The following is a 25873-nucleotide window of genomic DNA, read 5'->3' on the forward strand; positions in this document are numbered from 1 at the left end:
CTTGTCAATGTAGACCGCCCGTTACGCCTCGGAGGTTCGCCGCGGCAGCGACAGCAGCAGATGAGCGATGGCGCCGCCGACAATGCCCCAGAATGCAGAACCGATGCCGAGCAGCGTGACGCCGGAGGCGGTGATGAGGAAGGCGATCAGCGCCGCGTCGCGCTGTTTTTCATCATGCAGCGCGCGTTGCAGGCTGCCGCCGATGGTGCCGAGCAACGCCAGCCCGGCGATGGTGTGGATCAAGGCGACCGGCAACGCGCTGAACAGCAGGCCGATGGCGCCGCCGAACAACCCGGCCAGCAGGTAAAAGCCGCCGGCGGCCACCGCGCCCATATAGCGCCGCTGCGGATCGGGATGCACGTCCGGCCCCATGCAAATGGCGGCGGTAATGGCGGCGATGCACACCGAGAAACCGCCGAATGGCGCCAGCAGCAGCGCGGTCAGCGCCGTCCAGGCGATCAGCGGTGAGGTGGGGACACGGTAACCCGCCGCCTGCAGCGTAGCGATCCCGGGAGCGTTCTGTGAAGCCATGGTCACCACGAAGAAAGGCACGCCGATGCCGAGCAGCGTCGGCCAGCTGAAATGCGGCGCGATAAATTCCGGCACGGCGAACGCCGGCGTCTGTTGCGTCAGCTGGATATCGCCCTGCAGCGCGGCGATCGCCAGCCCAATCGCCAGCGTCAATACGATGGCGTAGCGCGGTTGATAACGGCGGCTGAGCAGATAGGCCAGCCCCATGCCGGCGCTGAGGGGAAAATTGAGCTGCAGCGAAGCGAAGGCGTCCAGCCCGAAACGCAGCAGGATCCCCGCCAGCATCGCGGCGGAAATCGCCTGCGGAATATAATCCATCAGGCGAGCGAACAGCCCGGTGACGCCGCACAGCAGGATCAGACCGGAAGCGAAGATAAACACCCCGATCGCCTCGTTGATCGGCGTGCCGGGCAGGCTGGTGACCAGCAGCGCCGCGCCGGGTGTCGACCAGGCGGTGAGGATCGGGGTGCGATAGTAAAGCGACAGCCCGAGGGAAGTGACGCCCATTGCGATCCCAAGTGTGCTCAGCCAGCCGCCGATCTGCGCCGGCGTAGCGCCTGCGGCGGCGGCGGCCTGGAAAATGATGGCGGCAGAGCTGGTGTAACCGACCAGAACGGCGACAAAGCCGGCCATGACGGCGGGCAGGGTCAGATGACGCAGGGTGACGGCAGGGCGCATGAGCAGCTCCAATCGGTGGTTGTGCGTTATAACGCACGGCAAGAAATCAGCATAGCATCGTGCGCTATAGCGCACAAGCGGGTATAATCAGGCTCGACACGCAGAGGAGAACTGGATGCAGGAACTTGCCGGCCATTTGGCGCACACCCTTCGCACGCTGCGCGCACAGCGCGGCTGGAGCCTGACGCAGGCGGCGGAATACACCGGCGTCAGCAAGGCGATGCTCGGGCAGATTGAACGCGGTGAGTCCAGCCCGACGGTGGCGACGCTGTGGAAGATCGCCACCGGTTTCAACGTGGCGTTTTCCGCCTTTCTTGAAGCCTCACCCGCGCAGCAGCAGGCGACGTTGCACCGCTATGGCGATCTGCCGGTATACGATCAGGACAACGCCGACATGCGCGTGGTGCCGCTGTTTCCCTATGATCGCCAGCTGGGTTTCGATATGTTCGTCATCGATCTCGCGCCGGGTGCGCTCAGCGAATCGTCGCCGCATGAGCCGGGCGTGATCGAGCATGTGATCGTGATCAGCGGCCGGTTGGAATTGGCGATAGACGGTGCGTGGCACAGCCTGGCGGCCGGCGAGGCGATGCGCTTTCAGGCCGATCGGCCGCATGCCTACCGCAACGCCGGTTCACAAACGGTGCGTATCCACGATCTGATCCACTATCCTCAATCCTGACTCAACGCGGCGGCCGTGGGCTTTGACTCCGCGCCGCCAAACGCCTACCTTGTTGAAAATGACTCTTATTTCACAGGCTGTCGCCCATGACGGGGCGGCGTTGCAGCCGACTCAAAAGGAGCTTGATTTTGCCGGTCACCAATCGACGTCAGTTCATTAAACTCAGTGCGCAAACCGCAGGAGCCGTATTCGCGATGACTTCATTACCCAACAGTATCCGCCTGGCGATGGCGGCGGAGGGCGGCGCGGCCGCCGGCGATGAATTCCTGTGGCTGGAAGAGCTGCAGGGTAAAAAAGCGCTGCAATGGGTGCAGCAGGAAAATCAGCGCACCGTGGCACGTTTCGGTCAGGGCGAAGACTTTCAGCGCATTGAGCGCGAAGTCCTGGATATCCTCAATAAAGACACCCAGATCCCGTGGGTGAGCAAACGCGGCGAGTACTATTACAACTTCTGGCAGGATCAGGCCAACCCGCGTGGCCTGCTGCGGCGCACCACGCTGGACGAGTACCGCAAGGCCAAACCGGCCTGGGAGACGGTGCTGGATATCGATGCGTTGGGCAAAGCGGAGGGCAAGGATTGGGTTTATCAGGGTTCGCAGCCGCTGGCGCCGGAATACCGTTATTGCCTGATGCAGCTGTCGCCGGACGGCGGTGACGCCACCGAAATCCGCGAATTCGATCTGGTTGCCAAACGTTTCGTCAAAGACGGTTTCAACGTGCCGGTGGCGAAAAGCCGGGTTTCCTGGGTCGATCGGGACACGCTGTTCATCGCCACCGATTTCGGCCCCGGCTCGATGACCCAGTCCGGCTACGCGCGCATCGCCAAACGCTGGCGGCGCGGCACGCCGCTGAGCGCCGCCGAAACGCTGTACGAAGCGCAGCCCGAGGACATGGCGGTCTTCGCCTATCACGATCGCACGCCGGGCTTTGAGCGCGATTTCGTCGGCCGCAGCCTGGACTTCTATCGCCGTGACTATTTCTTGCTGGCTCAGGATGGTCGGCAGAAAAAAATCGACATCCCGGCCGACGCCGAGCTGGACACGCATCGGGAATGGCTGCTGATCAAACCGAGCAGCGACTGGGAAGTGGGCGGCAAGCGTTATCCGTCCGGCGCGCTGCTGGCGGCCAACTTCGATGACTATCTGGCGGGCAAGCGCGAGCTGCAGCTGCTGTTTACCCCGACGGCGGAGCAGGCGCTGAGCGGCTACAGCGGCACCCGCGATCACCTGATCCTCAGCATCATGGATAACGTGGTCAACCGGCTGGAGGTGCTGACGCCGCAGGGCGGCAGCTGGCAGCGTCGTCCGCTGGGCAACCCCGGCGGCATCAGCACCCTTTCCGCCGGCGGCATCGACGAAGAGAGCAACGCCTATTTCCTGACCGTCAGCGGGTTCCTGCAGCCGACCTCGCTGTATATGGGCAATCTCGACGGCGGTGAGGCGACGTTGTTGAAACAGGCGCCGCAGGACTTTGACGCCGCCGGCTATCAGGTCAGCCAGCATTTCGCGCGCTCCAAGGACGGCACCCGCGTGCCGTATTTCCAGATCGCCGCCAAAGATCTCAAGCCGGACGGCAGCACGCCGACGCTGCTGTATGGCTACGGCGGGTTTGAAGTGCCGCTGTTGCCGGGCTATCTCGGCGGCAAGGCGCCGGCCTGGCTGGAGCGCGGCGGGGTGTACGTGGTGGCCAACATCCGCGGCGGCGGCGAATACGGCCCGGCCTGGCATCAGGCGGCGCTCAAGCAGAACCGCCATCGCGCCTATGAGGATTTCGCCGCCGTGGCCGAAGATCTCATCGCCCGCAAGGTGACCTCGGCGCCGCATCTCGGCGCACGCGGCGGCAGCAACGGCGGTCTGCTGGTAGGCAATATGCTGACGCTGTATCCGCAGCTGTTCGGCTGCATCGTCTGCGAAGTGCCGCTGCTGGACATGCAGCGCTATACCCAGCTTTCCGCCGGCGCGTCGTGGATCGCCGAATACGGCGATCCGAGCAAGCAGGAGGAGTGGGCCTACATCAAGACCTTCTCGCCATACCACAACATTCAGGCGCAGACGGCCTACCCGCCGGTGCTGTTCTATACCGCGACCAGCGACGATCGGGTCAATCCGGCCCACGCCCGCAAAATGGCGGCGCGCATGCAGGCGATGGGGTATCAGCAGGCCTATTTCTATGAAAATACCGAAGGCGGGCACAGCGCCGCCGCCGACAAGCAGCAGGCGGCGTTCCACAGCGCACTGGTAAGCGAATTCATGTGGGCCAACCTGAGCGGCAAACCCAAGTCAGCGTAAGCCTTTTTCTTGCGGCATAAAAAAACACCGGGGCGTTAACCCCGGTGTTTTTATTTACGCTCAATCCGGCGGCGGTCAGCGAGCCGCAGTGGCTTCCTGCGCTTGCTGATTGGCGTCTTCGGTGGTGTCCAGCGTCATGCGGTACAGCTTCGGCGCGGTCAGCATCATCAGGATAGCGATGACGGCGGTGACGATGCCGATCTGCATAAACACATGGCTGTAGATGGCCAGCGAAGCGTGCGCGTCGTTGATGTCGCTTGGCACGGCGGTCAGACCGGCAACCTTACCGGCGATCAGCGCGGCGGCGGCGGTAGTCAGGAACCAGGAGCCCATGATGAAGCCCATCAGACGCTGTGGCACCAGCTGTGCCACCATCGCCAGACCCAGGCCGGAAATCATCAGCTCGCCGATACTCTGCAGCGCGTAGCTCAGGATCAGCCAGTTGACCGACACGATGCCCTGTTCGTTGGCGAAGCTGGCGCCCCATGGCAGCACCAGGAAGGCGCAGGAGCAGAGGATCATGCCGAAAGCGAATTTGTGCGGCATCGGCAGGCGATCGCCCATTTTGTTATACAGCGCGGCCAGAATCGGGCTGGCGAGCATGATCCAGAACGGGTTCAGTGCCTGATACTGCTCCGGCTCGAAGGCGACGCCGAAGATGCTGTGTTCCACGTTATGGATGGCGAAGAAGTTCAGCGAGGTTGGCATCTGGCTGTACAGCACGAAGAACACCACCGCTTCCAGCATCAGCAGGAAGGCGACGATCATCTTGCGGCGTGCGGCGCCGTGCAGGGCGAAGGTTTCCTTGGCGAACACCAGAACGATACCGGCGGAAACGAGGGCCAACGCCCAGCGCGCGATCACTTGGTTGTGCAGCAGCCAGCTGGACACGGCGATCAACGCCACGATGCCGACCAGCACCATCAGCAGCTTCGGCAGATGCAGCGGCTTGAAGTCAGGTCTGGAGCCGTTTTCCTTCACCCACTTGTGGCACATCATAAAGTTGACCAGGGTGATCAGCATGCCGACCACGCTCAGGGAGAACGCCACGCTCCAGCCGTATTTCGCCGCCAGCCACGGGGTGGCCAGCATGGAGAAGAAGGAACCGATGTTCACCGACATGTAGTACATGGTGAAAGCGCCGTCGATGCGCGGGTCATCTTTCTCATAGCAGGTGGACAGCAGGGAGGACGGGTTAGCCTTGAACAGGCCGCTGCCCACGGCGATGGTCGCCATGCCCATGTAAACCCAGAAGATGTCGTGGCCGGAGTAGGCCACCATGGCGTAACCGGCGGCCAGCACCAGTGCGCCGAGCACGATCACGCGTTTGGCGCCCAGCACCTTGTCGCCCAGCCAGCCGCCGATGGCAACGAAGCCGTATACCAGGGCGCTGAAAGAAGAGAACAGGGTGATGGAATCGGCTTCGCTCATGCCGAGCATCTTGACCAGATAAACCGCCATGATGCCCTGCAGGCCGTAATAGCCGAAACGCTCCCACAGTTCGATCGAGAAGATCAGGTAGAACGCTTTCGGTTGTTTGAACGCGTTAAGGCTAACGCTCTCCGGGTGTTGGTTGTTTGCTGTTGACACTGGTACCTCTGTTTTTTCGCAGCCCGTCTTTGGAGGACGGGAAAGTACAAAAGTTGATGCGGAACGGCATCCTTTTGCGTTGTTATAGGATGGGGACGGCGGTTAATGTTCACTATCTTTGTCAACGTGGCAAGCAGTTTGTCATACTCGGTTACATTTAACGCTCGCAGGATTATGCTGCGATGTTGCAAATGTTATGCAGTATTAACTTTCGGGTTTTAATGGTTTGCCGATTTTTTGTTTTGATTAAAAGCTATACGTATTTTAAACAGGGATATATTCTGCTGAATTGCTATTTATTAGCGCATCAGTGTATGCGTGGTTGTTAATCCATTGGAATGTTGTGCATATGCAGCGTTTTGTAAAATTATAGAAATTTAGGAAAACGGGGCTGGCATTTGTGAACACCTTGTGAACCTGAAAGCGTGACGTTCACCGCAATTTTTGACTAATTTTTCGCTTGAAAATAACGCGGCACTGAGTTTTTCACTGAAAACCGCGATAACGCCGGGGTTACTGCTGCGCGATATCACATTTCCGATAAAAAAGAGGCGCTGGCGGGGAGAGTGGCGGCGACGGGTGCGGTTTGCCGCACCCGTCAGACTCAGGATTCTGGATAAACCTTCTCTTTATACTCGCACAGATCTTCGATGATGCAGGAGCCGCAGCGTGGTTTGCGCGCGATGCAGGTGTAGCGCCCGTGCAGGATCAGCCAGTGGTGGCAATCGACCTTGAATTCGGCGGGCACCACCTTCAACAGCTTCTCTTCCACCTGATCGACGTTCTTGCCCGGCGCGAAGTGGGTGCGGTTGCACACCCGGAAGATGTGGGTGTCCACGGCGATGGTCGCCCAGCCGAAGGCGGTATTGAGCACCACGTTGGCGGTCTTGCGGCCGACGCCCGGCAGCGCTTCCAGCGCGGCGCGATCTTCCGGCACTTCGCCGCCGTGCAGCTCCAGCAGCATACGGCAGGTTTTGATCACGTTTTCGGCCTTGCTGTTGAACAGGCCGATGGTCTTGATGTACTCCTTGACGCCATCAACCCCCAGCGCCAGCATGGCGGCGGGGGTGTTGGCGACCGGGTAAAGCCTGGCGGTCGCCTTGTTGACGCTCACGTCGGTGGCCTGCGCAGACAGCAGCACGGCAATCAGCAGTTCAAACGGGGTGGAGTACACCAGCTCGGTGGTCGGGTGCGGATTGTTGTCGCGCAGCCGGGTCAGAATTTCCAGTCGCTTCTGCTTGTTCATCAGGCCTTCTCAGCACGTCCTTGTTCCAGCAGCGGTTCCGCCGCCACGGCGCGGGCTTTGCGCGCCTTCATTTTTTCGTCGATCAGATATTTGACCGCCAGCAGCAGCCCCAGGCCGATAAAGGCGCCCGGCGGCAGCATCGCCAGCAGGAATGGGCTGTCGAAATGCACCACTTCGATGCGCAGCGACTTGGCCCAGCCGCCCAGCAGTTGGTCGGCGCCGTCGAACAGCGTACCGTTACCCAACAGTTCGCGCATCGAGCCCAGCGTCACCATCACGCCGGTGGCGCCAAGGCCGATGGCCATGCCGTCCAGCGCCGAGAGGCCGACCGGCTTCTTGGCGGCCACCGCTTCGGCGCGGCCGACCACGATGCAGTTGGTCACGATCAATGGAATAAAGATGCCGAGCGACTGATACAGGCCGAAGGCATAGGCGTTGATCAGCATCTGCACGATGCTCACCACCGCGGCGATGATCATCACGTAGATCGGAATACGCACTTCGCTCGGCACCCAGCGGCGCACCGCGGAGATGGAGGCGTTGGTCAGCGTCAGCACCAGCGTGGTGGCCAGCCCCAAGCCCAGCGCGTTGGTGACGGTGGAGGTCACCGCCAGCAACGGACACATGCCCAGCAACTGCACCAGGGCGGAGTTGTTTTTCCACAACCCCTGAACGATCAATTCTTTGGCTTCACTCATTCGGCGGCTCCACACGCAGGTAAGCTTTCAAGTTTAGGCGGCAGCGTTTCCATATACAACGCCGTGCGGCGCACCGCATTGACCACCGCCCGCGGGGTGATGGTGGCGCCGGTGAACTGGTCGAACATGCCGCCGTCTTTCTTCACCGCCCAGCGCTTATCGTCCGGGCCTTCGATTTTCTTGCCGCTGAAGAAGGAAATCCAGTCGGAAATGCGCAGTTCAATTTTGTCACCCAGCCCAGGCGTTTCGTGGTGTTCAATCACCCGGGTGCCGAGCACCGTGCCGTCGAAATCGGCGCCGACCAGCAGCTTGATGGCGCCGGAGTAGCCGTCCGGCGCGGTGGTTTCCAGCGCGGCAGCCGTAGGCTGCCCGTTTTTGCGCGCCAGGTACAAGCGATGCGGCGCGCCGTCGCCCAGCGCCGGATCGCTGACCAGGAAGCATTCGTTCTGCATGATGTTGTCGTAGTTTTCCGGCGGCACCACCTGATCGAGCAGCGCTTTTTGCTGCAGCGCCGCCTGATGGGCGATGGTGGTTTTCGTCAGGGCGTAAACCACGGCGGTCAGGCCGGTGGTGACCGCCGCAAACACCGCCAGCGTGGTACCGTGCTTTCTCATGGAATTCAGCATGGCGGCTCCTTAGCGATGGCCGTACACGCGCGGCTGCGTGTAGTGGTCGATTAACGGGACGGTGATGTTGGCGAGCAGCACGGCGAAGGCCACACCATCAGGGTAGCCGCCATAGACGCGGATCAGCCAGACCAGCACGCCGATCAGCGCGCCGTAGATTAAGCGGCCCTTCGGCGTGGTGGAGGCACTGACCGGATCGGTGGCGATAAAGAACGCACCCAGCATGCTGGCGCCGGAGAACAGGTGGATCAGCGGCGAAGCCTGATGCGCCGGATCGATCCACCAGGCCAGACCGGAACAGAAGGCGATGGCAGCCAACATGCTGAAAGGAATTTGCCAATGGATCAGGCGGCGCGCCAGCATAAACAGGCCGCCGGCCAGGAAACCGAGGTTGACCCACTGCCAGCCGATACCGGCCAGCGCGCCGCCGAACAGCGGCTGCTGCAACACCTGTTCCACGCTGTGGCCGCTGCGCAGGCCGGTTTTGAAGCCGTCGAGCGGCGTGGCCTGGCTGATGCCGTCCACGCCCATCTGCAGTTCGTGCAGTGTCGCGCCCTGTGCGGTATGGCCGCTGAAAATCGCCAGCAGCGTGTCGTGGAGCGACAGCGCGGTGGCGCGCAGTTCATCCGGCGGCAGCCAGCTGGTCATCTGCACCGGGAAGGAGATGAGCAGCACTACGTAACCGACCATCGCCGGGTTGAACGGGTTCTGCCCGAGGCCGCCATACAGCTGTTTGGCGATAACGATGGCGAAGAAGGTGCCGATGACGATCATCCACCACGGCGCCAGCGGCGGCAGGCTGATGCCGAGCAGCAGCGCGGTCAGCAGGGCGGAGTTATCCGCCAGCCGGCTGCGCACCGGCAGCTTGCGCAGCCTGAGGATCGCGCCTTCTGCAGCCAGCGCGACGATCGCCGCCAGCGCCACCTGAATCAGCACGCCGTAGCCGAAAAACCAAATCTGCGCCGCAATGCCGGGAATGCACGCCAACATGACCCATAGCATAATGCGGCTGGTGCTTTGCTGGTTGTGGGTGAAAGGCGAGCTGGCGATGTGTAAGCCTTTGGCGGCTCTGGGTGATACCGGCCTGAACTTCATAGAGTAACGATACCTTCTGCGCCGCGCCTGCGGCAGTTTCGATGCGCCATACTGCGGGCGCGGCAAAAATGATAGCCGAGCATTCTACCTGATTCGATGCGAGGGTAATACGCCTTAATGATAGGGGTATTCGGCTTTCCGCACATCTGGCGATCGGGGTGGCGCGATTTGATTTTTTTTGGGCCGGGAAATGGGCTAACGTGAGGAATTGTCAGTGGAACTTGTGCCGTCATCGACCGCGGAAAATGGGGTAAATGTCTGAATGAGATATCATTTTCCTCCAGATTTCCGCACAAAATAACAACTTTCACATAATCCGTGTAGGTTACTATCGCGAACATTATTGAGTCAGTGAATCCATAATAATGACAAATGAAGACATTTTTTTTATTGAAGAGCTAATTGAGTGGGTGGAGATACATCTGGAGAAACGGCCAAACCTGGATGAAGTCGCGCGTATTTCGGGCTATTCCAAGTGGCATCTGCAGCGTAAATTCAAGCGTATTACCGGCATTCAACTCGCCACCTATATCCGTTCGCGCATCCTGACGCGCGCCGCGGTGGCGTTGCGCATTACTCGTCGCTCTATCATCGACATCTCCGATGAGCTGGGCTTCGACTCTCAGCAGACCTTTACCCGCATGTTCAAGCAGCGCTTCGGCACCACCCCCAATCGCTACCGCTCGATGGAGCACTGGGACGTGAAAAACCTGATGCCGCGCTTTAACTTCGAAGCCAGCTACGGCGCCGGTTATTACCCGGAAGTGAAGCGGCTGACGCTGCCCGACATGCAGCTGGTCGGCTTCACGCGCCGGCTGGATTTCGCCTCCGAACAGGAGCTGGAGTACGCTTCCTGCATGGCGATGAAGGACGAGATTTTCAACGACTTCTTCAAGGGGCTGCACGTCGACTGTCGGCGGATTTACAGCATCTACTCCCCTCATGCCGGGGAGGGCGACGAGCTCTCATCCACGCTGGTGATGGCGGTTGATCCTGAACACAGAAAGGATATTCTTTCCAACCATCAGATAGACACCTTCCATTTGCCGAGCCGCGAGTTTATCTCTATCAACCATAAGGGGTCGGCGAAAGAGTGTTTGCAGTTTTTCGGCTACCTGATGTCGCATGTGATGCCGGGGTTGAAGGATAAAGTGCGCGGCAGTATGGAAATGGAGATCATTCAAACCAAAGAGTGGAATCCTGAATCCAAACTGCGTCAGATTGAAGTGGATTACACCTACCTGATTTCTATCGATTAAATGGCGCCTGGCGTCAGCCAGGCGCCGCTATCATTATTTGTCTTCCGTTTCCGCCGCCAGCGATTCTCTGGCGGCTTTTTTGGCTTTGGCGCGGGCGATAGCCGCCGCAACCGCCGCCTTGCGCGGATCTTCTTCGGCGGCAGCCGGCGCCGGTTCCGTCGGTGCAGGGGCATCCGCCTGCTGCGCCGCTTTCTTGGCTTTTACGCGCGCCAGTGCCGCCGCGACTGCCGCCTTGCGCGGATCTTCTTCGGCGGCAGCCGGCGCCGGTTCCGCCGATGCAGGGGCATCCGCCTGCTGCGCCGCTTTCTTGGCTTTTACGCGCGCCAGTGCCGCCGCGACCGCCGCCTTGCGCGGATCTTCTTCGGCGGCAGCCGGCGCCGGTTCCGTCGGTGCAGGGGCATCCGCCTGTGGCGCCGCTTTCTTGGCTTTGGCGCGGGCGATAGCAGCCGCGACCGCCGCCTTGCGCGGATCTTCTTCGGCGGCAGCCGGCGCCGGTTCCGCCGGCGCAGGGGCATCCGCCTGCTGCTCTGCCTTTTTGGCCTTCACGCGCGCCAGGGCGGCCGCAACGGCCGCTTTACGCGGATCGTTCTCTGTTGCCGCCGGGGCGGAGCTGTCTGCTGCCGGCGCCTCTTTGCGCGCTTTCACGCGGGCCAGCGCCGCGGCCACGGCGGCTTTACGCGCGTCGTCGCCAGCGGTCGCCGGTGGCGCTTCCGTTTCCACCTCGGCAGCCAGCTGGGCACGACGTTCGCGCGCCTGCGCTTTACGTGCTTCGCGGGCAGCGATCATCTCGCTGTTATCCGGTTGCTGGCCGTTGACCGGCGTAACCGCCGCTTCGGCATTCTTGCTGCGCACGCGCGCCAGCGCGGCCTGCACTGCGCCCTGATCGTCGTCGGTCAGTTTGACGGCGGCCTTTTTATGTCGCTCTTCACGCGCCAGTTTTTCACGCTCCAGACGCGCCAGCTTGGCCTCGTAACGCGCCTTGGCCTCGGCGGTGCGCGCCGCTTCCAGATCGATAGCCTTGATTTCGGCCTTTTCCTGCCGGTAGTACTGTACCAGCGGGATATTGCTGGGGCAGACGAACGCGCAGGCGCCGCATTCGATGCAGTCGAACAGGTTATGGTTGCGCGCCTTGTCGTGCTCCTGCCCGCGGCTGAACCAGTACAGCTGTTGCGGCAGCAGCCCGGCAGGGCAAGCGTCTACGCACAGGCCGCAGCGGATGCAGGACTGCTCCGGTTCCTGCGGCGTCATTTCATCCACCGTCGGTGCCAGAATGCAGTTGCTGATCTTGACGATCGGCACGTTCAGCGCGGGCAGGGTGAAGCCCATCAGCGGGCCGCCCATGACCACCATCTGCTGCGCCTGCGGGCGGAAACCGACGAAGTCGAGCAGGTGCTGCACCGGCGTGCCGATGCGAGCCCACAGATTGCCAGGGCGCTCGATCGCCTCGCCGGTCAGGGTCACTACGCGCTCAATCAGCGGTTCGCCGTCGACGATCGCTCGCTTGATGGCGAAGGCGGTGCCGACGTTTTGCATCAATACGCCGATAGCGGAGGAGTGCTTACCGTGCGGCACTTCCTTACCGGTCAAAATTTTGGTCAGCTGCTTGGCGCCGCCGGACGGGTATTTGGTCGGGATGACGCGCAGCGCAATGCCGGGCTGGCCGCGCAACGCCTGTTTCAGCGCCGCGATTGCCTCCGGTTTATTGTCTTCGATGCCGATCAACGTGAGCTTGGGTTGCAGAATGTGTTGCAGGATCTGCGTGCCTTCAATGATCTGAGCGGCATGTTCCTGCATCAGACGGTCGTCGGCGGTAATGTAAGGCTCGCACTCGGCGGCGTTGAGGATCAGCGTTTCCACGCCGCTCATGCCGCCTTGCAGTTTGCTGGCGGTCGGGAAACCTGCGCCGCCCAGGCCGGCGATGCCGGCCTGATGAATACGTTGAATCAGTTCCGCGGCGGGCGATTGGCGATAGTCTGCCACCGGATCGCGCTCGCACCAGCGGTCTTCCCCGTCTGCCTCGATAATCACGCACAGCTCCGTCAGCCCGGACGGGTGCGCGGTGATGTGCGGCATAATGGCGCTGACGGTGCCCGAGGTCGGGGCGTGCACCGGCACGGTGCGGCCGCGGCCGACGGTCAGCGGCTGGCCTTTCAACACCCGATCGCCTGCGCTGACGCACAGCTCGCCTTCCGGCCCCAGATGCTGTTGCAGCGGAATGATAAAGGTCTTGGGCAGGGGCGCGACACGCAGCGGCGCACCGCTGGACTGCGTTTTCATTTCCGGTGGATGGATCCCGCCGTCGAAATCCCAGATCCGGTCTTTTTTAAAGGCGGCGAACAGATTAAGCATGTTGCTCCACGTGGATCACTTGCACCGGGATCGTCTTCATGTCCCACTTCCAGTTGGCGGTGGTGGTAGCGACCGGTCTCATTTCAATACAGTCGGTAGGGCAAGGGGCGACGCACAGATCGCAGCCGGTACAGAGGTCGGTGATGACGGTGTGCATGGCGCGGGTGGCGCCGACGATGGCGTCCACCGGGCAGGCCTGAATGCACTTGGTGCAGCCGATGCAGTTGGCCTCGTCGATATAGGCCACTTTACGCTCCGGCTCGGCGGCGGCTTCGCTGCCCAGCGGCTGCGGCTCGACGTTGAGCAGCTCCGCCAGTTTCAGCATCACCTGTTCGCCGCCCGGCGCGCATTTGTTGATCATCTCGCCGTTGGCCACCGCCTCGGCATAGGGGCGACAGCCGGGGTAGCCGCACTGGCCGCACTGGCTCTGCGGCAGGATCGCATCGACCTGCTCGGCGACCGGATCCTCTTCCACCTCAAAACGGCGCGCGGCGTAGCCCAGCACCAGTCCGAACAGCAGCCCGAGCGCGCTTAGAGCCGCGATAGCTATCCACAACGCAGTCATTAGAATTTCACCAGCCCGGTAAAGCCCATAAAGGCCAGCGACATCAGCCCGGCGGTGATCAGCGCGATCGAGGAGCCGCGGAACGGCGCCGGCACGTCGGCCACCGCCAGACGTTCGCGAATGGCGGCGAACAGCACCATCACCAGCGAGAAACCGGCGGCGGCGCTAAAGCCGTAAACGGCGGACTGCAGGAAGTTGTAGCCGAGGTTGACGTTAAGCAGCGCCACGCCCAGCACCGCACAGTTGGTGGTGATCAGCGGCAGGAAGATGCCCAGCAGGCGGTAGAGCGCCGGGCTGGTTTTGCGCACTACCATCTCGGTGAACTGCACGACGACGGCGATCACCAGAATGAAGGAGAGCGTGCGCAGGTACACCAGATCCAGCGGAACCAGAATAAAGGTGTTGATCACCCAGGCGCTGACGGAGGCCAGCGTCATGACGAAGGTGGTGGCCATTCCCATGCCGATGGCGCTTTCCAGCTTCTTGGAAACGCCGAGGAACGGGCACAGGCCAAGAAACTTCACCAGAACGAAGTTGTTCACCAGTACGGTGCCGACAAACAGGAGCAGGTATTCGGTCATTGCGATGCCTAAAAAAATAAAAGCCGCCTATTATCGGGAATCGGCGGCCGGACGACAACATATGAATCGCAGGGGTATTGCCTTTTTTGGTGAAAATTTACACAAAATACCCGATAAAACGTGCTGCAACCGCCTTTAACGTTCGGTAAAGGTGCCTTTGACCCGCTGCGAGCGCTTGATATAAGGCACCAGCAGCGCCGCCATCAGCAGCGGCCAGCCGAGGCTGCGCACCGCCACTTCGTCCGGCACCGGCGCGAAGGCGAAGGCTTTCACCGCCAGGATCACCGTGATCAGCAGCCACAGCAGGAACAGTTTAGGGAAGCGCTGCGACCGCTGGCAGAACAGAAACACCAGCCACAGGGTAAAGCCCCACATCAAGAGCGTGGTCAGCACCGAAAAGTACCATTGCAGAGTAAACGCCTGGGCGTTGGTCAACAGATAGTCGCGCGACTCGGGCATGAAGATCGCCATGGCGTACAGGAGCAGCATCAGGCTGGCGCTGAGCAGGGTAACGATCAGATAGGCCAGCGGGGCCAGCAACCAACCGCCGATACGAGAGTATTCAGCTTGAGACATAAAACGGCTTCCTGATTGAATCGGGGATCACAGGCGGCATAGCTTAGCGGGTAATATAGGCTTCGTCATCTCTATCAAGCGGATAGCTCGGCATCGCGACGCCGGGCCGCACGTTTGGCTACTCCGGCCTCGCTTCGAATTAACATCTCATTTACTTCTTGTTCCATCCGGCCGCATGGTGTCAAATCGAAAGGGTCTGTCGTGAGCCTGCAAGAGGAAATCCCATGGCTGAAAAAATTCGTGTCGGGTTGGTCGGTTACGGCTACGCCGGTAAAACCTTTCATGCGCCGCTAATCGCCGGTACGCCGGGGCTGGAACTGGCCGCCGTTTCCAGCAGCGATGCCGGCAAAGTGCACGCCGACTGGCCGTCGATGACGGTGGTGGGGGATGCGCAAGCGCTGTTCGCCGATCCGGCCCTCGATCTGATCGTAATTCCTACCCCCAACGATACCCATTTCCCGCTGGCGCAACAGGCGCTGGCCGCCGGCAAGCACGTGGTGGTGGATAAACCGTTTACCGTGACGCTGTCACAAGCACAGGCGCTGCAACAGCAGGCGCAGCAGAGCGGTTTACTGTTGTCGGTGTTCCACAACCGTCGCTGGGACAGCGATTTCCTTACCCTTAAGGCGCTGCTGAACGACGGTTCGTTGGGCGAGGTGGTATATTTCGAGTCGCATTTCGATCGCTACCGGCCACAGGTGCGCCAGCGCTGGCGCGAACAGGGCGGCGCCGGCAGCGGCATCTGGTTCGATTTGGGGCCGCATCTGCTCGATCAGGCGCTGCAACTCTTCGGCAAACCCGAGCGGCTGTTCGTCGATCTGGGTGAGCTGCGGCCGGGGGCACAGGCGGTGGACTATTTTCACGCGCTGCTGAGCTATGGCGATCGCCGTGTGGTGCTGCACGCCAGCATGCTGGCGGCGGCGGAGAGCCCGCGCTACGTGGTGCACGGCACCCGCGGCAGCTATGTCAAATACGGCCTCGATCCGCAGGAAGACCGACTGAAGGTCGGCGAGCGCTTGCCGCAGGCCGATTGGGGCTATGACATGCGCGACGGCGTGGTGACGCTGTCACGTGACGATCTGCTGGCGGAGCAACCGCTGCTCAACATTCCCGGCAATTACCCGGCTTATTACGCCGCGGTGCGCGACGCGATCGCCGGCATCGGCGAAAACCCGGTGCCGGCCGCCGACGCCATCGCGGTGATGGCATTGATTGAACTGGGGCTGGAATCGGCCCGGCTGCAGCAGGCGCTGCCGGTGGTTTGATACCGCCCATTTCTCTGTGCCCGGCGAAGCGTCGGGCCTTTTTACGACTTTACGTGCAAGGAAATTCGTTTCATGTCCTGGTTGCAGCGTTTGCGCATTGATAAATTTTTGCTGGTTCTGATTTTGGTGGTGATCGTCGCCTCGCTGTTCCCCTGCGAAGGCATCTGGAAAACCTTCTTTGAACACCTGACCACCGCCGCCATCGCGCTGCTGTTCTTTATGCACGGCGCCAAGCTGTCGCGCGAGGCGATCGTCGCCGGCATGAGCCACTGGAAGCTGCATCTGCTGGTGTTCCTCAGCACCTTTGCGCTGTTCCCGCTGCTCGGGCTGGCGATGAATCTGCTGGTGCCGGGCATCATGACGCCGACGGTCTATCTCGGCTTCCTCTATCTGTGCGCGCTGCCGGCCACGGTGCAGTCGGCCATCGCCTTTACCTCGGCGGCGGGCGGCAACGTGGCGGCGGCGATCTGCAGTGCCTCGGCGTCCAGCATTCTTGGCGTGTTCCTGTCGCCGCTGCTGGTGGGGGCGTTGATGCATACCCAGGGCGGCAATACCGACGTGCTGCACGCCATCGGTTCGATCATTCTGCAACTGATGGTGCCGTTCGTGATCGGCCACCTGGCGCGACCGCTGATCGGCAAGTGGATCGACCGCCATCGCAAACTGATTAACCTGACCGACCGTTCGTCGATCCTGCTGGTGGTATATACCGCGTTCAGTGCGGCGGTGGTGGAAGGGATTTGGCACCGTATCGACGGCTGGTCGCTGCTGACCATCCTGGTGATGTCGCTGGTGCTGCTGACGGTGGTGCTGGTGATCAACACCTACGCGGCGCGCTGGCTGGGTTTCAACACCGCCGATGAAATCACCATTGTGTTCTGCGGTTCGAAAAAGAGCCTGGCGAACGGCATCCCGATGGCCAACGTGCTGTTCCCGGCCGCGGCGGTGGGCGCCATGGTGCTGCCGCTGATGATTTTCCACCAGGTGCAACTGATGGTGTGCGCGGTGCTGGCGCAGCGCTATGCGCGTAAAACCGCCAAACAGCGGGCCGAGGCGGAGGCGCTGGCGGCTAAATAGGCCGCAGGCCGCTAGCGGTGGCTCAGCGCGTCGAGCAGAAAGTCGGCGCGCTCATCGGGTGAGGTGCGCGGCAGCTCTTGCAGCCGATAGCCATAACGGCGATAGATGGCCACCATCGCCCGATAGGTTTGCTCGGCTTCGGCGAAAGACTGTTTTCTCTCGCTGTCCTGCGCATAAATCGCTCGCCACGGCGGGGCGATGAACACCGTATCGGCATAGCGAAAGGCGCCGATCGCCGCCGTTAAGGGGGCGGGGATCGATAATCCGCACAGCGTCAGGTAACCGGCGATATCCGGCAGGCCGCGATCGAAGAACCAGCATGTTGCGCCCGTCGCTTCGCGCCATGAACGCAGTTCCCAATCGAGCATCCGCTCGGCGAAAGCCTGGCGATCGCCCCACGGCAGCGCATTGCCGCCAATACTCACCTGATCCTGAATAATCGCCCGGCCAGCTTCCTGGGAATGCGGGTAACCGCGGCGATGAAGAACGTCGATGAGCGTGCTTTTGCCCGAACCCGGGCCGCCGGTCAGCACGATACGGCGTAGTTTGTCAGACATACGGAATTCCTCTCTTGCAACAGAGTGATGGGGTGAAAACAGCGATAAAGACGAGCAGGCGGAAGAAAACGGGGGATGAGAAGAAGGCGCCGTTTGGCGCCTGGGGAGATTAGCCCTGAACTTTGGCGCGCAGCGCCTGTTTTTCCTGCTCGCTGAGGAAGGCCAGCTTCAGGCCGTTTTCCTGCGCGGTGCGGATTTCTTCCGGCGTCAGCCCGGCCTGCGGTGCGGCAACGCGGTATTCATGTTCGATCTCGATGCCCTGAACCGCCGGATCGTCGGTGTTGATCGACGCCAGCACGCCGTGGCGCAGGAAGGTGGCCAGCGGATGCTGCGCCAGTGACGGCACGGTGCTGGTCTGGATGTTGGAGGTCAGGCAGGATTCGATGCCGATGCCGTGTTCCGCCAGGAAGTCCATCAGCGCCGGATCTTCAACCGCTTTTACCCCATGGCCGATACGTTCGGCGCCCAGCTCGCGGATCGCCTGCCAGATGCTTTCCGGGCCGGCGGCTTCGCCCGCGTGCACGGTGATGCGCAGGCCGGCGTCGCGCGCGCGGTTGAAGTGGTTGAGGAACAGGCTGCCGGGGAAGCCCAGCTCATCGCCCGCCAAATCCAATGCGGTAATGCCGTCGCGGTGCGCCAGCAACCCTTCCAGCTCCTGCAAACAGGCGGCCTCGCCAAAGGTGCGGCTCATGATGCCGATCAGGCGAATGTCGATGTCGCGATCGCGGCAGCCCGAGCGGATCCCGTCGATCACCGCTTCCACCACGCCGGCGACCGGCAGCTGATGCTTCATCGCCATGTAGTAAGGGGAAAAACGCAGCTCGGCGTAGTGCAGCCCGGCGTTGGCGGCGTCCTCGACGTTTTCGTAGGCCACCCGGCGGCAGGCGTCCAGATCGCCCAGCACCGCTACGCCCCAGTCCAGTTTCTGCAGGAAGCTGACCAGATCCGGTTCGGCGTGGGTGATCTGCACGTGCGGGCGCAGGCTCTCCAAATCGTTGGCCGGCAGGGCGAGATTGAACTGGCGACCGAGGTCGAGAATGGTCTGCGCGCGGATGTTGCCGTCGAGATGGCGGTGAATGTCGGTAAGCGGTAGGCGGGGATCGATCATGCTGGGCACTCGCTGATTATCGTAGGTAAAGTGCAGAACAGTATAAAAACAAATGGATGAAACTTGCCATCTCGTTGCATAAAAAAGTGACTTGCATCACAAATAATGCGAGGTGTATCGCATTATCGTCGTGAATCAGGCTTTCAACACGCTGACGCCCGCCTGCTGTAACGGCGCGAGCAGCGTGTCATCGGTGGCGCGTTCAACGATGATGGTATGCGCCAGCGTAATATCGCCGATCGCATACTGTGAGGCGGCGTTAAGCTTGGCGGCGGAGGCCAGCACCACGGTTTCCGCCGCGCGGGCCGCCAGCGCGCGCTTGATGTAGGCCTCTTCCAGATCGCCGGTGCTCAGCCCCGCGGTGGGGTGCACGCCGGTCACGCCCATAAAATAGATATCGGCACGAATATGCGACATCGCTTCCACCGCGGCGGCGCCGACGCTGACGATCGAATGCTTGTACAACCGGCCGCCGATCAGGATCACCTCCACCGTGGGATGATCGGCCAGGCCCACGGCGACGCTGGGGCTGTGGGTGACGATGGTGGCGTTCAGGCTGAGCGGCAGCTGCCTGACCAGCTCGGCGGAGGTGGTGCCGCCGTCGATGATCACCACCTGGCCGGGGGCGATCAGCGCCGCCGCCGCTTTGGCGATCGCGCGTTTGGCGCCGGATTCCAACTGATTGCGTTCGGCGAAGCTGGCGATGGCGGATGAAACCGGCAGGGCGCCGCCGTGCACCCGCTGCAGCAACCCCTCGGCGTCCAGTTCGCGCAGATCGCGCCGGACAGTGTCTTCCGACAGCCCGAACAGCTCGCTGAGCTGCTTGGCCAACACCTGGCCGTCCTGAGCCAGTTTCTCCAGGATGATTTTCTTGCGCTGGCTGGTCAACATGGCCATTTTTCCCTCAAATTTGCATTGCACGAAATATCTTGATCATACACGAAACTGCACGATAGTATCAATTTCCTTCCTCTGGCGGAGTAAACCGATGATAGCCACCAAAGACCGAGTTCGCATTGTCGAAACCCGGGTGTTGTCCGATGACTGGTACCTGCTGAAAAAAACCACCTTTGATTTTCTGCGGCGCGACGGCGTCTGGCAGCGGCAAAGCCGTGAGACCTACGATCGCGGTGACGGCGCGGTGATTTTGCTGTTCAACCGGCAGGCGCAGACGGTGATCCTGACGCGCCAGTTCCGCTTTCCGGTGTTCGTCAACGGTCATGACGGCATGTTGATTGAGGCCGCCGCCGGGCTGCTGGACAACGCGTCGCCGGAGGCGCGCATCAGAGCCGAAGCGGAAGAGGAAACCGGCTATTTCGTGCAGAACGTGGAGAAAGTGTTTGAAGCCTATATGAGCCCAGGTTCGGTCACCGAGAAGCTGCACTTTTTCGTCGGTGAATATCAGGCGGGCGATCGCGTCAACGAGGGCGGCGGGGTGGCGGCGGAGGGCGAGGATCTGGATGTGATCGAGCTGCCGCTGGCGCAGGCCCTGCAGGCGATTCGTCAGGGCACGATCGTTGACGCCAAGACCATCATGCTGCTGCAGTTTGTCGCCTTGAACCGGACGTTGGAGGAAGAACGATGCAAGCACAACAAATCCTGATCGCCGGCCCCTATCGCAGCGGCACCGATGGCGATCCGCAGCGTATCGCCGCCAATCTGGCGCGCCTGGAACAGGCGGCGCTGGCGGTCTACCTGCGGGGGCACGTGCCGGTGATCGGCGAGTGGCTGGCGCTGCCTTTGGCGGCGGCGGCAGGATCCACTCAGGTTGGCGATGCGGTGAGCGAGGCGTTTCTTTACCCGGTGGCTCACCGACTGATTGCGCAGTGTCAGGCGGTGTATCGCATCGAAGGGGCGTCTGCGGGGGCCGATAACGACGTGCGGTTGGCTAACGAATGGGGATTGACGGTCTATCGTCATCTGGAGGAAATTCCGTCTGTTCAGGCGTAACGGAGGGGCGGGCAGAGGCTCGCCCCCACGCGCTATTGCTCGTCCAGCACCAACCTCAACCCGGCGATCAGCTTGTCCATGCCGGCCTCCAGCTTGCCGCGCGGGCAGCCGACGTTAAGGCGCAGGAACCCGCGGCCTTCCTCGCCGTAGGTAAAGCCCGGCATGATCGCCACCTTTTCGCGCTCAATCAGCGCCTGCTGCAGCGCCCGATCGTCTACGGCCAGCGGCCGCAGATCGATCCAGGCCAGGTAGGTGGCCTGCGGCGGGTGCCAGCCCAGCGCGGGAAACGCCTGCTCCAGCCGTTCGGCGACGTAGCTCAGATTATCCTGCAGATAGTCGCGCAGGGCGTCCAGCCAGGGTTCGCCGTGGCGATAGGCAGCCACGTGCGCCGCCACCGCCAGCACCGCCGGCGAGGAGAGGCCGTCGCGGGCTTTGAGCTGCTGGAAATAGGCTTCGCGGCTGGCGTCATCGCTGATAAAGCCGTAGGCGCCGGTCAGTGCCGGAATGTTGAAACTCTTGGAGCCGGAGGTCAGCAAGGCCCAGGCGCCGGTTGCCACCTGGCTCCACGGCGTATGGCGGTGTTCACCCCATGCCATATCCATGTGGATTTCGTCGCTGATGACGCGCACGTCGTGGCGCTCGCACAGTTCGGCCATCTGCTGCAGCTCGTCGCGGCGCCACACTTTGCCGGTGGGATTATGCGGGCTGCACAGCAGCAGGATCTTGGTTTGCGGCCGCGCCAGTAACGCCTCAAGGTGCGCCATGTCGCAGCGCCAGTCGTCGCCGGCCTTGTGCAGCGGGCAGGCCAACAGCTGGCGTTGGTTGGCGAGGATCACCTTGTAGAAGGCGTCGTAGGCCGGGGTATGGGTCACCACATAATCGCCCGGTACGGACCATTGGCGGATCAGCTGCGCCGCCATGTAGATAACGGAGGGGCCGTACACCGCCGTTGCGGTGTCGATGGCGACGTTGAAACGTTGCTGATACCAGTGGCGCAGCGCGCCGAGAAAATCCTCGTGCTGCCAGCGGCTGTAGCCCAGCACGCCGTGCTGCAGGCGTTGCTGCAACGCCTCGAGAATGCACGGTGCGGTGGCGAAATCCATATCGGAGATGGTGAACGGCAGCAGGTCGTCGCTGCCGAAACGATCGGCGATATAGTCCCACTGGGTGCACCAGGTGCCGTGGCGGTCGATCGGGGTGGAGAAATCAAACATGGGTGGCTCCCTGCAGCGCCGCGGCAGGTTGCGCCGTGGCTATCAGTGAGTCTAATTCATCTTTCACCGATTGCACCTGCGGGCCGATCACCACCTGCAGATTATGGTCGTTGAGATGCACTACGCCGATGGCGCGGTTGGCCTTCAGCGCCGCATCGTCCACCCGGCTCATGTCGTTGACCGACAGGCGCAGGCGGGTGATGCAGTTGTCCAGCGTGATAACGTTGCCAGGGCCGCCGAGGGCCGCCAGAATCGCCGGCACGTTGTAGCCGGATTTGCCCACCGCGCCGCTCGGCGCGCTTTGGCTGACGGCGCTGTCGCTCTCACGGCCCGGCGTTTTGATGTTAAAGCGCTGGATGGCGAAGCGGAAAATGGCGTAATAGCCGACGAACCAGACGGCGGCCACCACCGGCACCAGATACCATTTGGTGGCGGTGCCGTGCAGAATGCCGAACACCACGAAGTCGATGATGTTGCCGTCGGTGTTGCCGATGGTCACGCCCAGCAGCGCCATCACGGTAAAGCCCAACCCGGTGAGCAGCGCGTGGATCAGATACAGGAACGGCGCGACGAACAGGAACAGGAACTCGATCGGTTCGGTGGTGCCGCCGACCACGCAGGCCACCACGCCGGAAATCAACAGCCCTTTGATTTTGTGACGATTCTCCGGTTTAGCGCAGTGGTACATCGCCAGCGCCGCGCCCGGCAGGCCGCCGAGGAACGCCGGCATTTTACCCTGTGACAGGAAGCGGGTGGCGCTCTCGGCGAAGCCGGTGGTGGTCGGGCAGGAGAGCTGCGCCTGGAAGATGGTCAGGGCGCCGCTGACGCTGTGGCCGCACACCTCCATCGTACCGCCCGCCTCGGTAAAGCGGATCAGCGCCACCAGAATGTGCTGCAGGCCGAACGGCAGCAGCAAGCGTTCACCGGTGCCGAACAGCATCGGGCCAAAGGCGCCGGCGCTGTTGATCACCCAGCCCAGCCCGGTGATGCCGGCGGCGAACCACGGCCAGATCAGCGGGATCACCAGGCCGCACAGGCCCAGCACCACGGTGGTGACGATTGGCACGAAGCGCGTACCGCCGAAAAATGCCAGCGCGTCCGGCAAGCGGATGGTGTGGAAGCGTTCATGCAGGCGATAGACGATGATGCCGACGATCACCGCGCCGAGGATGCCGGTATCGATCGACTGAATGCCGAGGATGTTCTGGATATTGTTGGCTTTCAGCACCAGCGGATCGCTGGTGGGCAGCACGCCGGCGGCGGTCAGGTAGAAGTTGGTGCCCAGATTCAGCACGGCGAAGCCGACGAAACCGGAGAACGCGGCGACGCCTTTGTTTTCGCGCGCCATGCCCAGCGGAATGGCGATGGCGAACATCACCGGCAGGAAGCTGAAGGCGAAGGAGCCAACCTTGCTCATCCAGGTGAAGATCAGCTGGAAGATCGGGTGGCCGATAAACGGCATCAGGGTGATCACGTCGCGGCTGCTCAGCGAACTGCCGATCCCCAGCATGATGCCGCAGAAAGAGAGCAAGGCGACGGGCAACATGAACGTTTTGCCCAGGCTCTGGAAGAACTCCCAGAGGGTGATTTTGGGTTTGTTGGCTGCTGACATAACCGACTTCTCCTGGCGAAAAGACGAGCAAAAAGGGGACTGTTGATTAGGTAAAAAGAAGATAAAACGTTTTACCTAGCAAAAATGCGCCACCAATCACAAATCTGCCGCCCGGTTTTTGGCAACAATGTGGCAGGCAGTAAAACGTTTTACTGAGCTAACGGATTCGGTATACCCTTGATCATTACGGCGCGGGTTGCCCAGGAACGGGTTCGCAGAGACTATGAGCATCAAAAAAATCACCATCACCGATGTGGCGCAGCAGGCGGGCGTGTCGGTCACCACGGTTTCCCTGGTGTTGAGCGGCAAGGGGCGGATTTCGCCGAGCACCGTCGAGAAGGTCAATCAGGCGATAGAGCAGCTGGGCTACGTGCGCAATCGTCAGGCGGCGACGCTGCGCGGCGGTGAATCCGGGGTGATCGGCCTCGTTCTGCGCGACATTTGCGAACCCTTCTATGCCGAAATGACCGCCGGGCTGAGCGAAGCGCTGGAGGCGCACGACAAACTGCTGTTTTTAACCCAGAGCGGGCGCGACGGCCAGGGCTTGCAGCGGGCGTTTGACGCGCTGCTGGCGCAGGGCGTCGACGGTATCGTGCTGGCCGGCGGCATTCGCGCGGCGGCTGGGTTGAAGGAGAAGGCGGCCGAACAGGGCGTGCCGCTGGTGTGCGTGGCGCGCTCCAGCGGTCTCGATGGGGTGGACGTGGTGCGGCCGGACAACATGCAGGCCGCCAAACTGGCCACCGAATTTTTGATCAAACGCGGCCACAGCCAAATCGCCTACCTTGGCGGCCAGAGCGACTCATTGACGCGTGCCGAGCGGTTGGGCGGCTTTTGCGCCACGCTGGTGCAGTACGGCCTGCCGTTTCGCAGCGAATGGATCGTCGAGTGCGATTGCCGGCAGCGTGAGGCGGCGCAAGCGGCGGAACAGCTGCTGCGCCACTATCCGAACATTACCGCTGTCGTTTGCCACAAGGCTTCGGTGGCGCTGGGCGCCTATTTTGGTCTGACGCGCAGCGGCCGCAGCATCGGCTCGGATGGGGTTGACGCTTACTACGGGCGGCAGGTGGCGCTGATCGGTTTCGGCGACGTGCCGGAGGCCGAGCTGACCGAGCCGCCGCTGACCTTCGTCTCCAGCTCGGCGCGGGAAGTGGGGCGCAGCGCCGCCGCGCGCCTGCTGCAGCGCATCGGTGACGCCGACCTGCCGGCGCAGAACGTCATTCTGCCGCCGACGCTGATCCGGCGCGGCTCCGCCTAATCCCGCCGCTGTTCCTCTTCCGCCTCCCGGCGGATCCAGCCGATAAAGGTTTTCATCGCCGGCGTCAGTTCCCGCGATTTCAAATGGGTCAGCCAATAGGCGCCAAGCGCGGCCTCGGCAGCGAACGGCCGCTGCAGCGCGCCGGCGGCCAGTTCGCGGCGGAACATGCTGACCGGCGCCAGCGCCACACCGTCGCACTGGATCGCGCCTTCCACCATCAGTCTTGACGAGTCGAACACCGGGCCGTTGATCCGCCACGGCGTCACCTGCGCAGCCGTGAACCAGCGCTCCCATTCATCCTTGCGGTAGGTGCGCATCAGCTGCTCGTGCTGCAGATCCTGAGGCGTGCGCAGGCGCGCGGCGACCGCCGGCGGGCAGAGCACCGTCAGCGGCGCGTCGAACAGCTTGATATTGCAGGTGGCGGGCCAGAGGCCTTCGCCGAAGCGGATGGCGAAATCCATGCCGTCGGCCGACAGATTGACCAGGTTGTTGTGGGTCAGCACCCGTAGATCGATAAACGGGTGCGCCGTGCGGAACGCCGCCAGCCTCGGCATCAGCCAGCCGACGGCGAAGGTGCCGACTACCGCCACCGTCAGCACCTCGTGGAAATGCCCGCCTTCGAACTGTTGCAGCACCGCCTCGATGCGGTCGAAGGCGTCGTTCAACACCGGCAGCAGCGCCTGGCCTTCTTCGGTCAGATCCAGGCCGCGCGGCAGGCGGCGGAACAGCTGAATGCCCAGCTGTTCTTCCAGCATGCGCACCTGCTGGCTGACGGCGGCCTGGGTGACGCGCAGCTCCAGGCCGGCGCGGGTGAAGTTCAGGTGGCGGGCGGAGGATTCGAACGCCCGCAGGGCGTTGAGGGGAAGTCGATTGCGCATTGTCGATAGCCATAAGTTTTTCTTTATGCTGGCTGAAATTATTATCGCTTGTCAACCCGGCGGCAAAATCCGATATTTGGCGCGGCTGCTGAGAGCGTCGCGGCAGCCGTAAAGGAATGACATCATCAACCAGGGAAAGCGCCGTGCATAACGCCAATAAAAACTTTTGGCCGCGGCCGATGCCCTGCAACCTGAG

Annotated in this window: 24 protein-coding genes; 8 read left to right on the forward strand and 16 right to left on the reverse strand. The window is 62.0% G+C overall.

Annotated features, from left to right (window positions below; translation table 11 throughout):
* Window positions 1–21: 21 nt before the first annotated feature.
* Window positions 22–1209, reverse strand: coding sequence for a benzoate/H(+) symporter BenE family transporter (locus ACJ8PN_RS07040; protein ID WP_437188962.1), 1188 nt, complete (start codon window positions 1207–1209; stop codon window positions 22–24).
* A 115-nt stretch (window positions 1210–1324) separates the two neighbouring features.
* On the opposite strand from ACJ8PN_RS07040, the gene ACJ8PN_RS07045 reads away from it, so the two are divergent.
* Together ACJ8PN_RS07045 and ACJ8PN_RS07050 are read left to right on the forward strand one after the other, a co-directional pair.
* Entirely contained in the window at window positions 1325–1888 is a 564-nt protein-coding gene (locus ACJ8PN_RS07045) for a helix-turn-helix domain-containing protein (protein WP_015377747.1), read from the forward strand.
* Between the two features lie 194 nt (window positions 1889–2082).
* Window positions 2083–4176, forward strand: coding sequence for a prolyl oligopeptidase family serine peptidase (locus tag ACJ8PN_RS07050; RefSeq protein ID WP_442534743.1), 2094 nt, complete (start codon window positions 2083–2085; stop codon window positions 4174–4176).
* Window positions 4177–4251: 75 nt separating this feature from the next.
* On the opposite strand, the gene dtpA is transcribed toward ACJ8PN_RS07050, so the two are convergent.
* From dtpA to rsxD, 5 genes are all read right to left on the reverse strand, one after another.
* Window positions 4252–5766, reverse strand: a complete 1515-nt coding sequence (gene dtpA / locus ACJ8PN_RS07055; RefSeq protein ID WP_016927896.1) for a dipeptide/tripeptide permease DtpA — start codon at window positions 5764–5766, stop codon at window positions 4252–4254.
* 604 nt (window positions 5767–6370) lie between these two features.
* The gene (gene nth / locus ACJ8PN_RS07060; protein WP_411261313.1) at window positions 6371–7012 is read right to left on the reverse strand and encodes an endonuclease III; all 642 of its coding nucleotides are present in this window, start codon (window positions 7010–7012) and stop codon (window positions 6371–6373) included.
* A complete protein-coding gene (locus tag ACJ8PN_RS07065) occupies window positions 7012–7710 on the reverse strand; it encodes an electron transport complex subunit E (protein ID WP_004938409.1) in 699 nt (232 codons plus the stop codon). Before ACJ8PN_RS07065 ends, nth begins: the two co-directional genes overlap by 1 nt.
* Entirely contained in the window at window positions 7707–8336 is a 630-nt protein-coding gene (gene rsxG / locus ACJ8PN_RS07070) for an electron transport complex subunit RsxG (protein ID WP_351107793.1), read from the reverse strand. Before rsxG ends, ACJ8PN_RS07065 begins: the two co-directional genes overlap by 4 nt.
* A 9-nt stretch (window positions 8337–8345) precedes the next feature.
* Entirely contained in the window at window positions 8346–9431 is a 1086-nt protein-coding gene (rsxD, locus tag ACJ8PN_RS07075) for an electron transport complex subunit RsxD (protein ID WP_442534744.1), read from the reverse strand.
* A gap of 365 nt (window positions 9432–9796) precedes the next feature.
* Between rsxD and ACJ8PN_RS07080 the strand changes: the two genes are divergently transcribed.
* Window positions 9797–10690, forward strand: coding sequence for a helix-turn-helix domain-containing protein (locus ACJ8PN_RS07080; RefSeq protein ID WP_171453929.1), 894 nt, complete (start codon window positions 9797–9799; stop codon window positions 10688–10690).
* A gap of 33 nt (window positions 10691–10723) precedes the next feature.
* Here ACJ8PN_RS07080 and rsxC read toward each other — a convergent pair whose 3' ends face one another.
* The 4 genes from rsxC to ACJ8PN_RS07100 form a co-directional block, all read right to left on the reverse strand.
* Entirely contained in the window at window positions 10724–13039 is a 2316-nt protein-coding gene (gene rsxC / locus ACJ8PN_RS07085; protein ID WP_442534745.1) for an electron transport complex subunit RsxC, read from the reverse strand.
* On the reverse strand, window positions 13032–13604 hold the full coding sequence (gene rsxB, locus ACJ8PN_RS07090; RefSeq protein ID WP_004938428.1) for an electron transport complex subunit RsxB: 573 nt from the start codon (window positions 13602–13604) through the stop codon (window positions 13032–13034). The genes rsxC and rsxB overlap by 8 nt, the downstream gene beginning before the upstream one ends.
* Window positions 13604–14185 (reverse strand): electron transport complex subunit RsxA, encoded by a 582-nt coding sequence (gene rsxA / locus ACJ8PN_RS07095; RefSeq protein ID WP_004938443.1) that lies wholly within the window; start codon window positions 14183–14185, stop codon window positions 13604–13606. The genes rsxB and rsxA overlap by 1 nt, the downstream gene beginning before the upstream one ends.
* Window positions 14186–14320: 135 nt before the next feature.
* Window positions 14321–14761, reverse strand: a complete 441-nt coding sequence (locus tag ACJ8PN_RS07100; RefSeq protein ID WP_004938446.1) for a DUF2569 domain-containing protein — start codon at window positions 14759–14761, stop codon at window positions 14321–14323.
* Between the two features lie 224 nt (window positions 14762–14985).
* On the opposite strand from ACJ8PN_RS07100, the gene ACJ8PN_RS07105 reads away from it, so the two are divergent.
* Window positions 14986–16026, forward strand: coding sequence for an oxidoreductase (locus tag ACJ8PN_RS07105; protein ID WP_351107798.1), 1041 nt, complete (start codon window positions 14986–14988; stop codon window positions 16024–16026).
* Window positions 16027–16098: 72 nt separating this feature from the next.
* Complete coding sequence (locus ACJ8PN_RS07110; RefSeq protein ID WP_004938453.1) at window positions 16099–17103, forward strand: bile acid:sodium symporter family protein; 1005 nt, start codon at window positions 16099–16101, stop codon at window positions 17101–17103.
* An 11-nt stretch (window positions 17104–17114) separates the two neighbouring features.
* On the opposite strand, the gene ACJ8PN_RS07115 is transcribed toward ACJ8PN_RS07110, so the two are convergent.
* The 3 genes from ACJ8PN_RS07115 to ACJ8PN_RS07125 all read right to left on the reverse strand — a co-directional run bounded on the left by ACJ8PN_RS07115 (window position 17115) and on the right by ACJ8PN_RS07125 (window position 19659).
* Complete coding sequence (locus ACJ8PN_RS07115) at window positions 17115–17660, reverse strand: AAA family ATPase (RefSeq protein ID WP_442534746.1); 546 nt, start codon at window positions 17658–17660, stop codon at window positions 17115–17117.
* Window positions 17661–17769: 109 nt separating this feature from the next.
* Window positions 17770–18768: an adenosine deaminase gene (gene add / locus ACJ8PN_RS07120; protein WP_019455941.1), complete on the reverse strand. Its 999-nt coding sequence runs from the start codon at window positions 18766–18768 to the stop codon at window positions 17770–17772.
* A 135-nt stretch (window positions 18769–18903) separates the two neighbouring features.
* Window positions 18904–19659, reverse strand: a complete 756-nt coding sequence (locus ACJ8PN_RS07125) for a DeoR/GlpR family DNA-binding transcription regulator (protein ID WP_411261310.1) — start codon at window positions 19657–19659, stop codon at window positions 18904–18906.
* A 97-nt stretch (window positions 19660–19756) separates the two neighbouring features.
* Here ACJ8PN_RS07125 and ACJ8PN_RS07130 point away from each other — a divergent pair, with 97 nt between their 5' ends.
* Both ACJ8PN_RS07130 and ACJ8PN_RS07135 read left to right on the forward strand, forming a co-directional pair.
* A complete protein-coding gene (locus tag ACJ8PN_RS07130) occupies window positions 19757–20371 on the forward strand; it encodes an NUDIX domain-containing protein (RefSeq protein WP_351107807.1) in 615 nt (204 codons plus the stop codon).
* Window positions 20350–20718: an NUDIX hydrolase gene (locus ACJ8PN_RS07135; protein WP_351107810.1), complete on the forward strand. Its 369-nt coding sequence runs from the start codon at window positions 20350–20352 to the stop codon at window positions 20716–20718. The genes ACJ8PN_RS07130 and ACJ8PN_RS07135 overlap by 22 nt, the downstream gene beginning before the upstream one ends.
* 32 nt (window positions 20719–20750) lie before the next feature.
* On the opposite strand, the gene ACJ8PN_RS07140 is transcribed toward ACJ8PN_RS07135, so the two are convergent.
* Window positions 20751–21932, reverse strand: coding sequence for a MalY/PatB family protein (locus ACJ8PN_RS07140; RefSeq protein ID WP_442534747.1), 1182 nt, complete (start codon window positions 21930–21932; stop codon window positions 20751–20753).
* Entirely contained in the window at window positions 21925–23544 is a 1620-nt protein-coding gene (malX, locus tag ACJ8PN_RS07145; RefSeq protein ID WP_015377762.1) for a maltose/glucose-specific PTS transporter subunit IIBC, read from the reverse strand. Before malX ends, ACJ8PN_RS07140 begins: the two co-directional genes overlap by 8 nt.
* 223 nt (window positions 23545–23767) lie before the next feature.
* Here malX and ACJ8PN_RS07150 point away from each other — a divergent pair, with 223 nt between their 5' ends.
* Window positions 23768–24799: a Mal regulon transcriptional regulator MalI gene (locus ACJ8PN_RS07150; protein WP_171453937.1), complete on the forward strand. Its 1032-nt coding sequence runs from the start codon at window positions 23768–23770 to the stop codon at window positions 24797–24799.
* Here the strand turns inward: ACJ8PN_RS07150 and ACJ8PN_RS07155 are convergent.
* On the reverse strand, window positions 24796–25677 hold the full coding sequence (locus ACJ8PN_RS07155) for a LysR substrate-binding domain-containing protein (RefSeq protein WP_442534748.1): 882 nt from the start codon (window positions 25675–25677) through the stop codon (window positions 24796–24798). The genes ACJ8PN_RS07150 and ACJ8PN_RS07155 overlap by 4 nt on opposite strands.
* Window positions 25678–25873: the final 196 nt, after the last annotated feature.

Origin of the sequence: Serratia sp. CY76391 (assembly GCF_052166695.1) — a bacterium.
GTDB classification, from domain to species: domain Bacteria; phylum Pseudomonadota; class Gammaproteobacteria; order Enterobacterales; family Enterobacteriaceae; genus Serratia; species Serratia nematodiphila.

What these genes read in the sequence shown, in the direction of transcription:
- ACJ8PN_RS07040 (WP_437188962.1), bottom strand. Translation starts at nt 1,209, where the DNA reads ATGCGCCCTGCCGTCACCCTGCGTCATCTGACCCTGCCCGCCGTCATG.
- ACJ8PN_RS07045 (WP_015377747.1), top strand. Translation starts at nt 1,325, where the DNA reads ATGCAGGAACTTGCCGGCCATTTGGCGCACACCCTTCGCACGCTGCGC.
- ACJ8PN_RS07050 (WP_442534743.1), top strand. Translation starts at nt 2,083, where the DNA reads ATGACTTCATTACCCAACAGTATCCGCCTGGCGATGGCGGCGGAGGGC.
- nth (WP_411261313.1), bottom strand. Translation starts at nt 7,012, where the DNA reads ATGAACAAGCAGAAGCGACTGGAAATTCTGACCCGGCTGCGCGACAAC.
- ACJ8PN_RS07065 (WP_004938409.1), bottom strand. Translation starts at nt 7,710, where the DNA reads ATGAGTGAAGCCAAAGAATTGATCGTTCAGGGGTTGTGGAAAAACAAC.
- rsxG (WP_351107793.1), bottom strand. Translation starts at nt 8,336, where the DNA reads ATGCTGAATTCCATGAGAAAGCACGGTACCACGCTGGCGGTGTTTGCG.
- rsxD (WP_442534744.1), bottom strand. Translation starts at nt 9,431, where the DNA reads ATGAAGTTCAGGCCGGTATCACCCAGAGCCGCCAAAGGCTTACACATC.
- ACJ8PN_RS07080 (WP_171453929.1), top strand. Translation starts at nt 9,797, where the DNA reads ATGACAAATGAAGACATTTTTTTTATTGAAGAGCTAATTGAGTGGGTG.
- rsxC (WP_442534745.1), bottom strand. Translation starts at nt 13,039, where the DNA reads ATGCTTAATCTGTTCGCCGCCTTTAAAAAAGACCGGATCTGGGATTTC.
- rsxB (WP_004938428.1), bottom strand. Translation starts at nt 13,604, where the DNA reads ATGACTGCGTTGTGGATAGCTATCGCGGCTCTAAGCGCGCTCGGGCTG.
- rsxA (WP_004938443.1), bottom strand. Translation starts at nt 14,185, where the DNA reads ATGACCGAATACCTGCTCCTGTTTGTCGGCACCGTACTGGTGAACAAC.
- ACJ8PN_RS07100 (WP_004938446.1), bottom strand. Translation starts at nt 14,761, where the DNA reads ATGTCTCAAGCTGAATACTCTCGTATCGGCGGTTGGTTGCTGGCCCCG.
- ACJ8PN_RS07105 (WP_351107798.1), top strand. Translation starts at nt 14,986, where the DNA reads ATGGCTGAAAAAATTCGTGTCGGGTTGGTCGGTTACGGCTACGCCGGT.
- ACJ8PN_RS07110 (WP_004938453.1), top strand. Translation starts at nt 16,099, where the DNA reads ATGTCCTGGTTGCAGCGTTTGCGCATTGATAAATTTTTGCTGGTTCTG.
- ACJ8PN_RS07115 (WP_442534746.1), bottom strand. Translation starts at nt 17,660, where the DNA reads ATGTCTGACAAACTACGCCGTATCGTGCTGACCGGCGGCCCGGGTTCG.
- add (WP_019455941.1), bottom strand. Translation starts at nt 18,768, where the DNA reads ATGATCGATCCCCGCCTACCGCTTACCGACATTCACCGCCATCTCGAC.
- ACJ8PN_RS07125 (WP_411261310.1), bottom strand. Translation starts at nt 19,659, where the DNA reads ATGTTGACCAGCCAGCGCAAGAAAATCATCCTGGAGAAACTGGCTCAG.
- ACJ8PN_RS07130 (WP_351107807.1), top strand. Translation starts at nt 19,757, where the DNA reads ATGATAGCCACCAAAGACCGAGTTCGCATTGTCGAAACCCGGGTGTTG.
- ACJ8PN_RS07135 (WP_351107810.1), top strand. Translation starts at nt 20,350, where the DNA reads ATGCAAGCACAACAAATCCTGATCGCCGGCCCCTATCGCAGCGGCACC.
- ACJ8PN_RS07140 (WP_442534747.1), bottom strand. Translation starts at nt 21,932, where the DNA reads ATGTTTGATTTCTCCACCCCGATCGACCGCCACGGCACCTGGTGCACC.
- malX (WP_015377762.1), bottom strand. Translation starts at nt 23,544, where the DNA reads ATGTCAGCAGCCAACAAACCCAAAATCACCCTCTGGGAGTTCTTCCAG.
- ACJ8PN_RS07150 (WP_171453937.1), top strand. Translation starts at nt 23,768, where the DNA reads ATGAGCATCAAAAAAATCACCATCACCGATGTGGCGCAGCAGGCGGGC.
- ACJ8PN_RS07155 (WP_442534748.1), bottom strand. Translation starts at nt 25,677, where the DNA reads ATGCGCAATCGACTTCCCCTCAACGCCCTGCGGGCGTTCGAATCCTCC.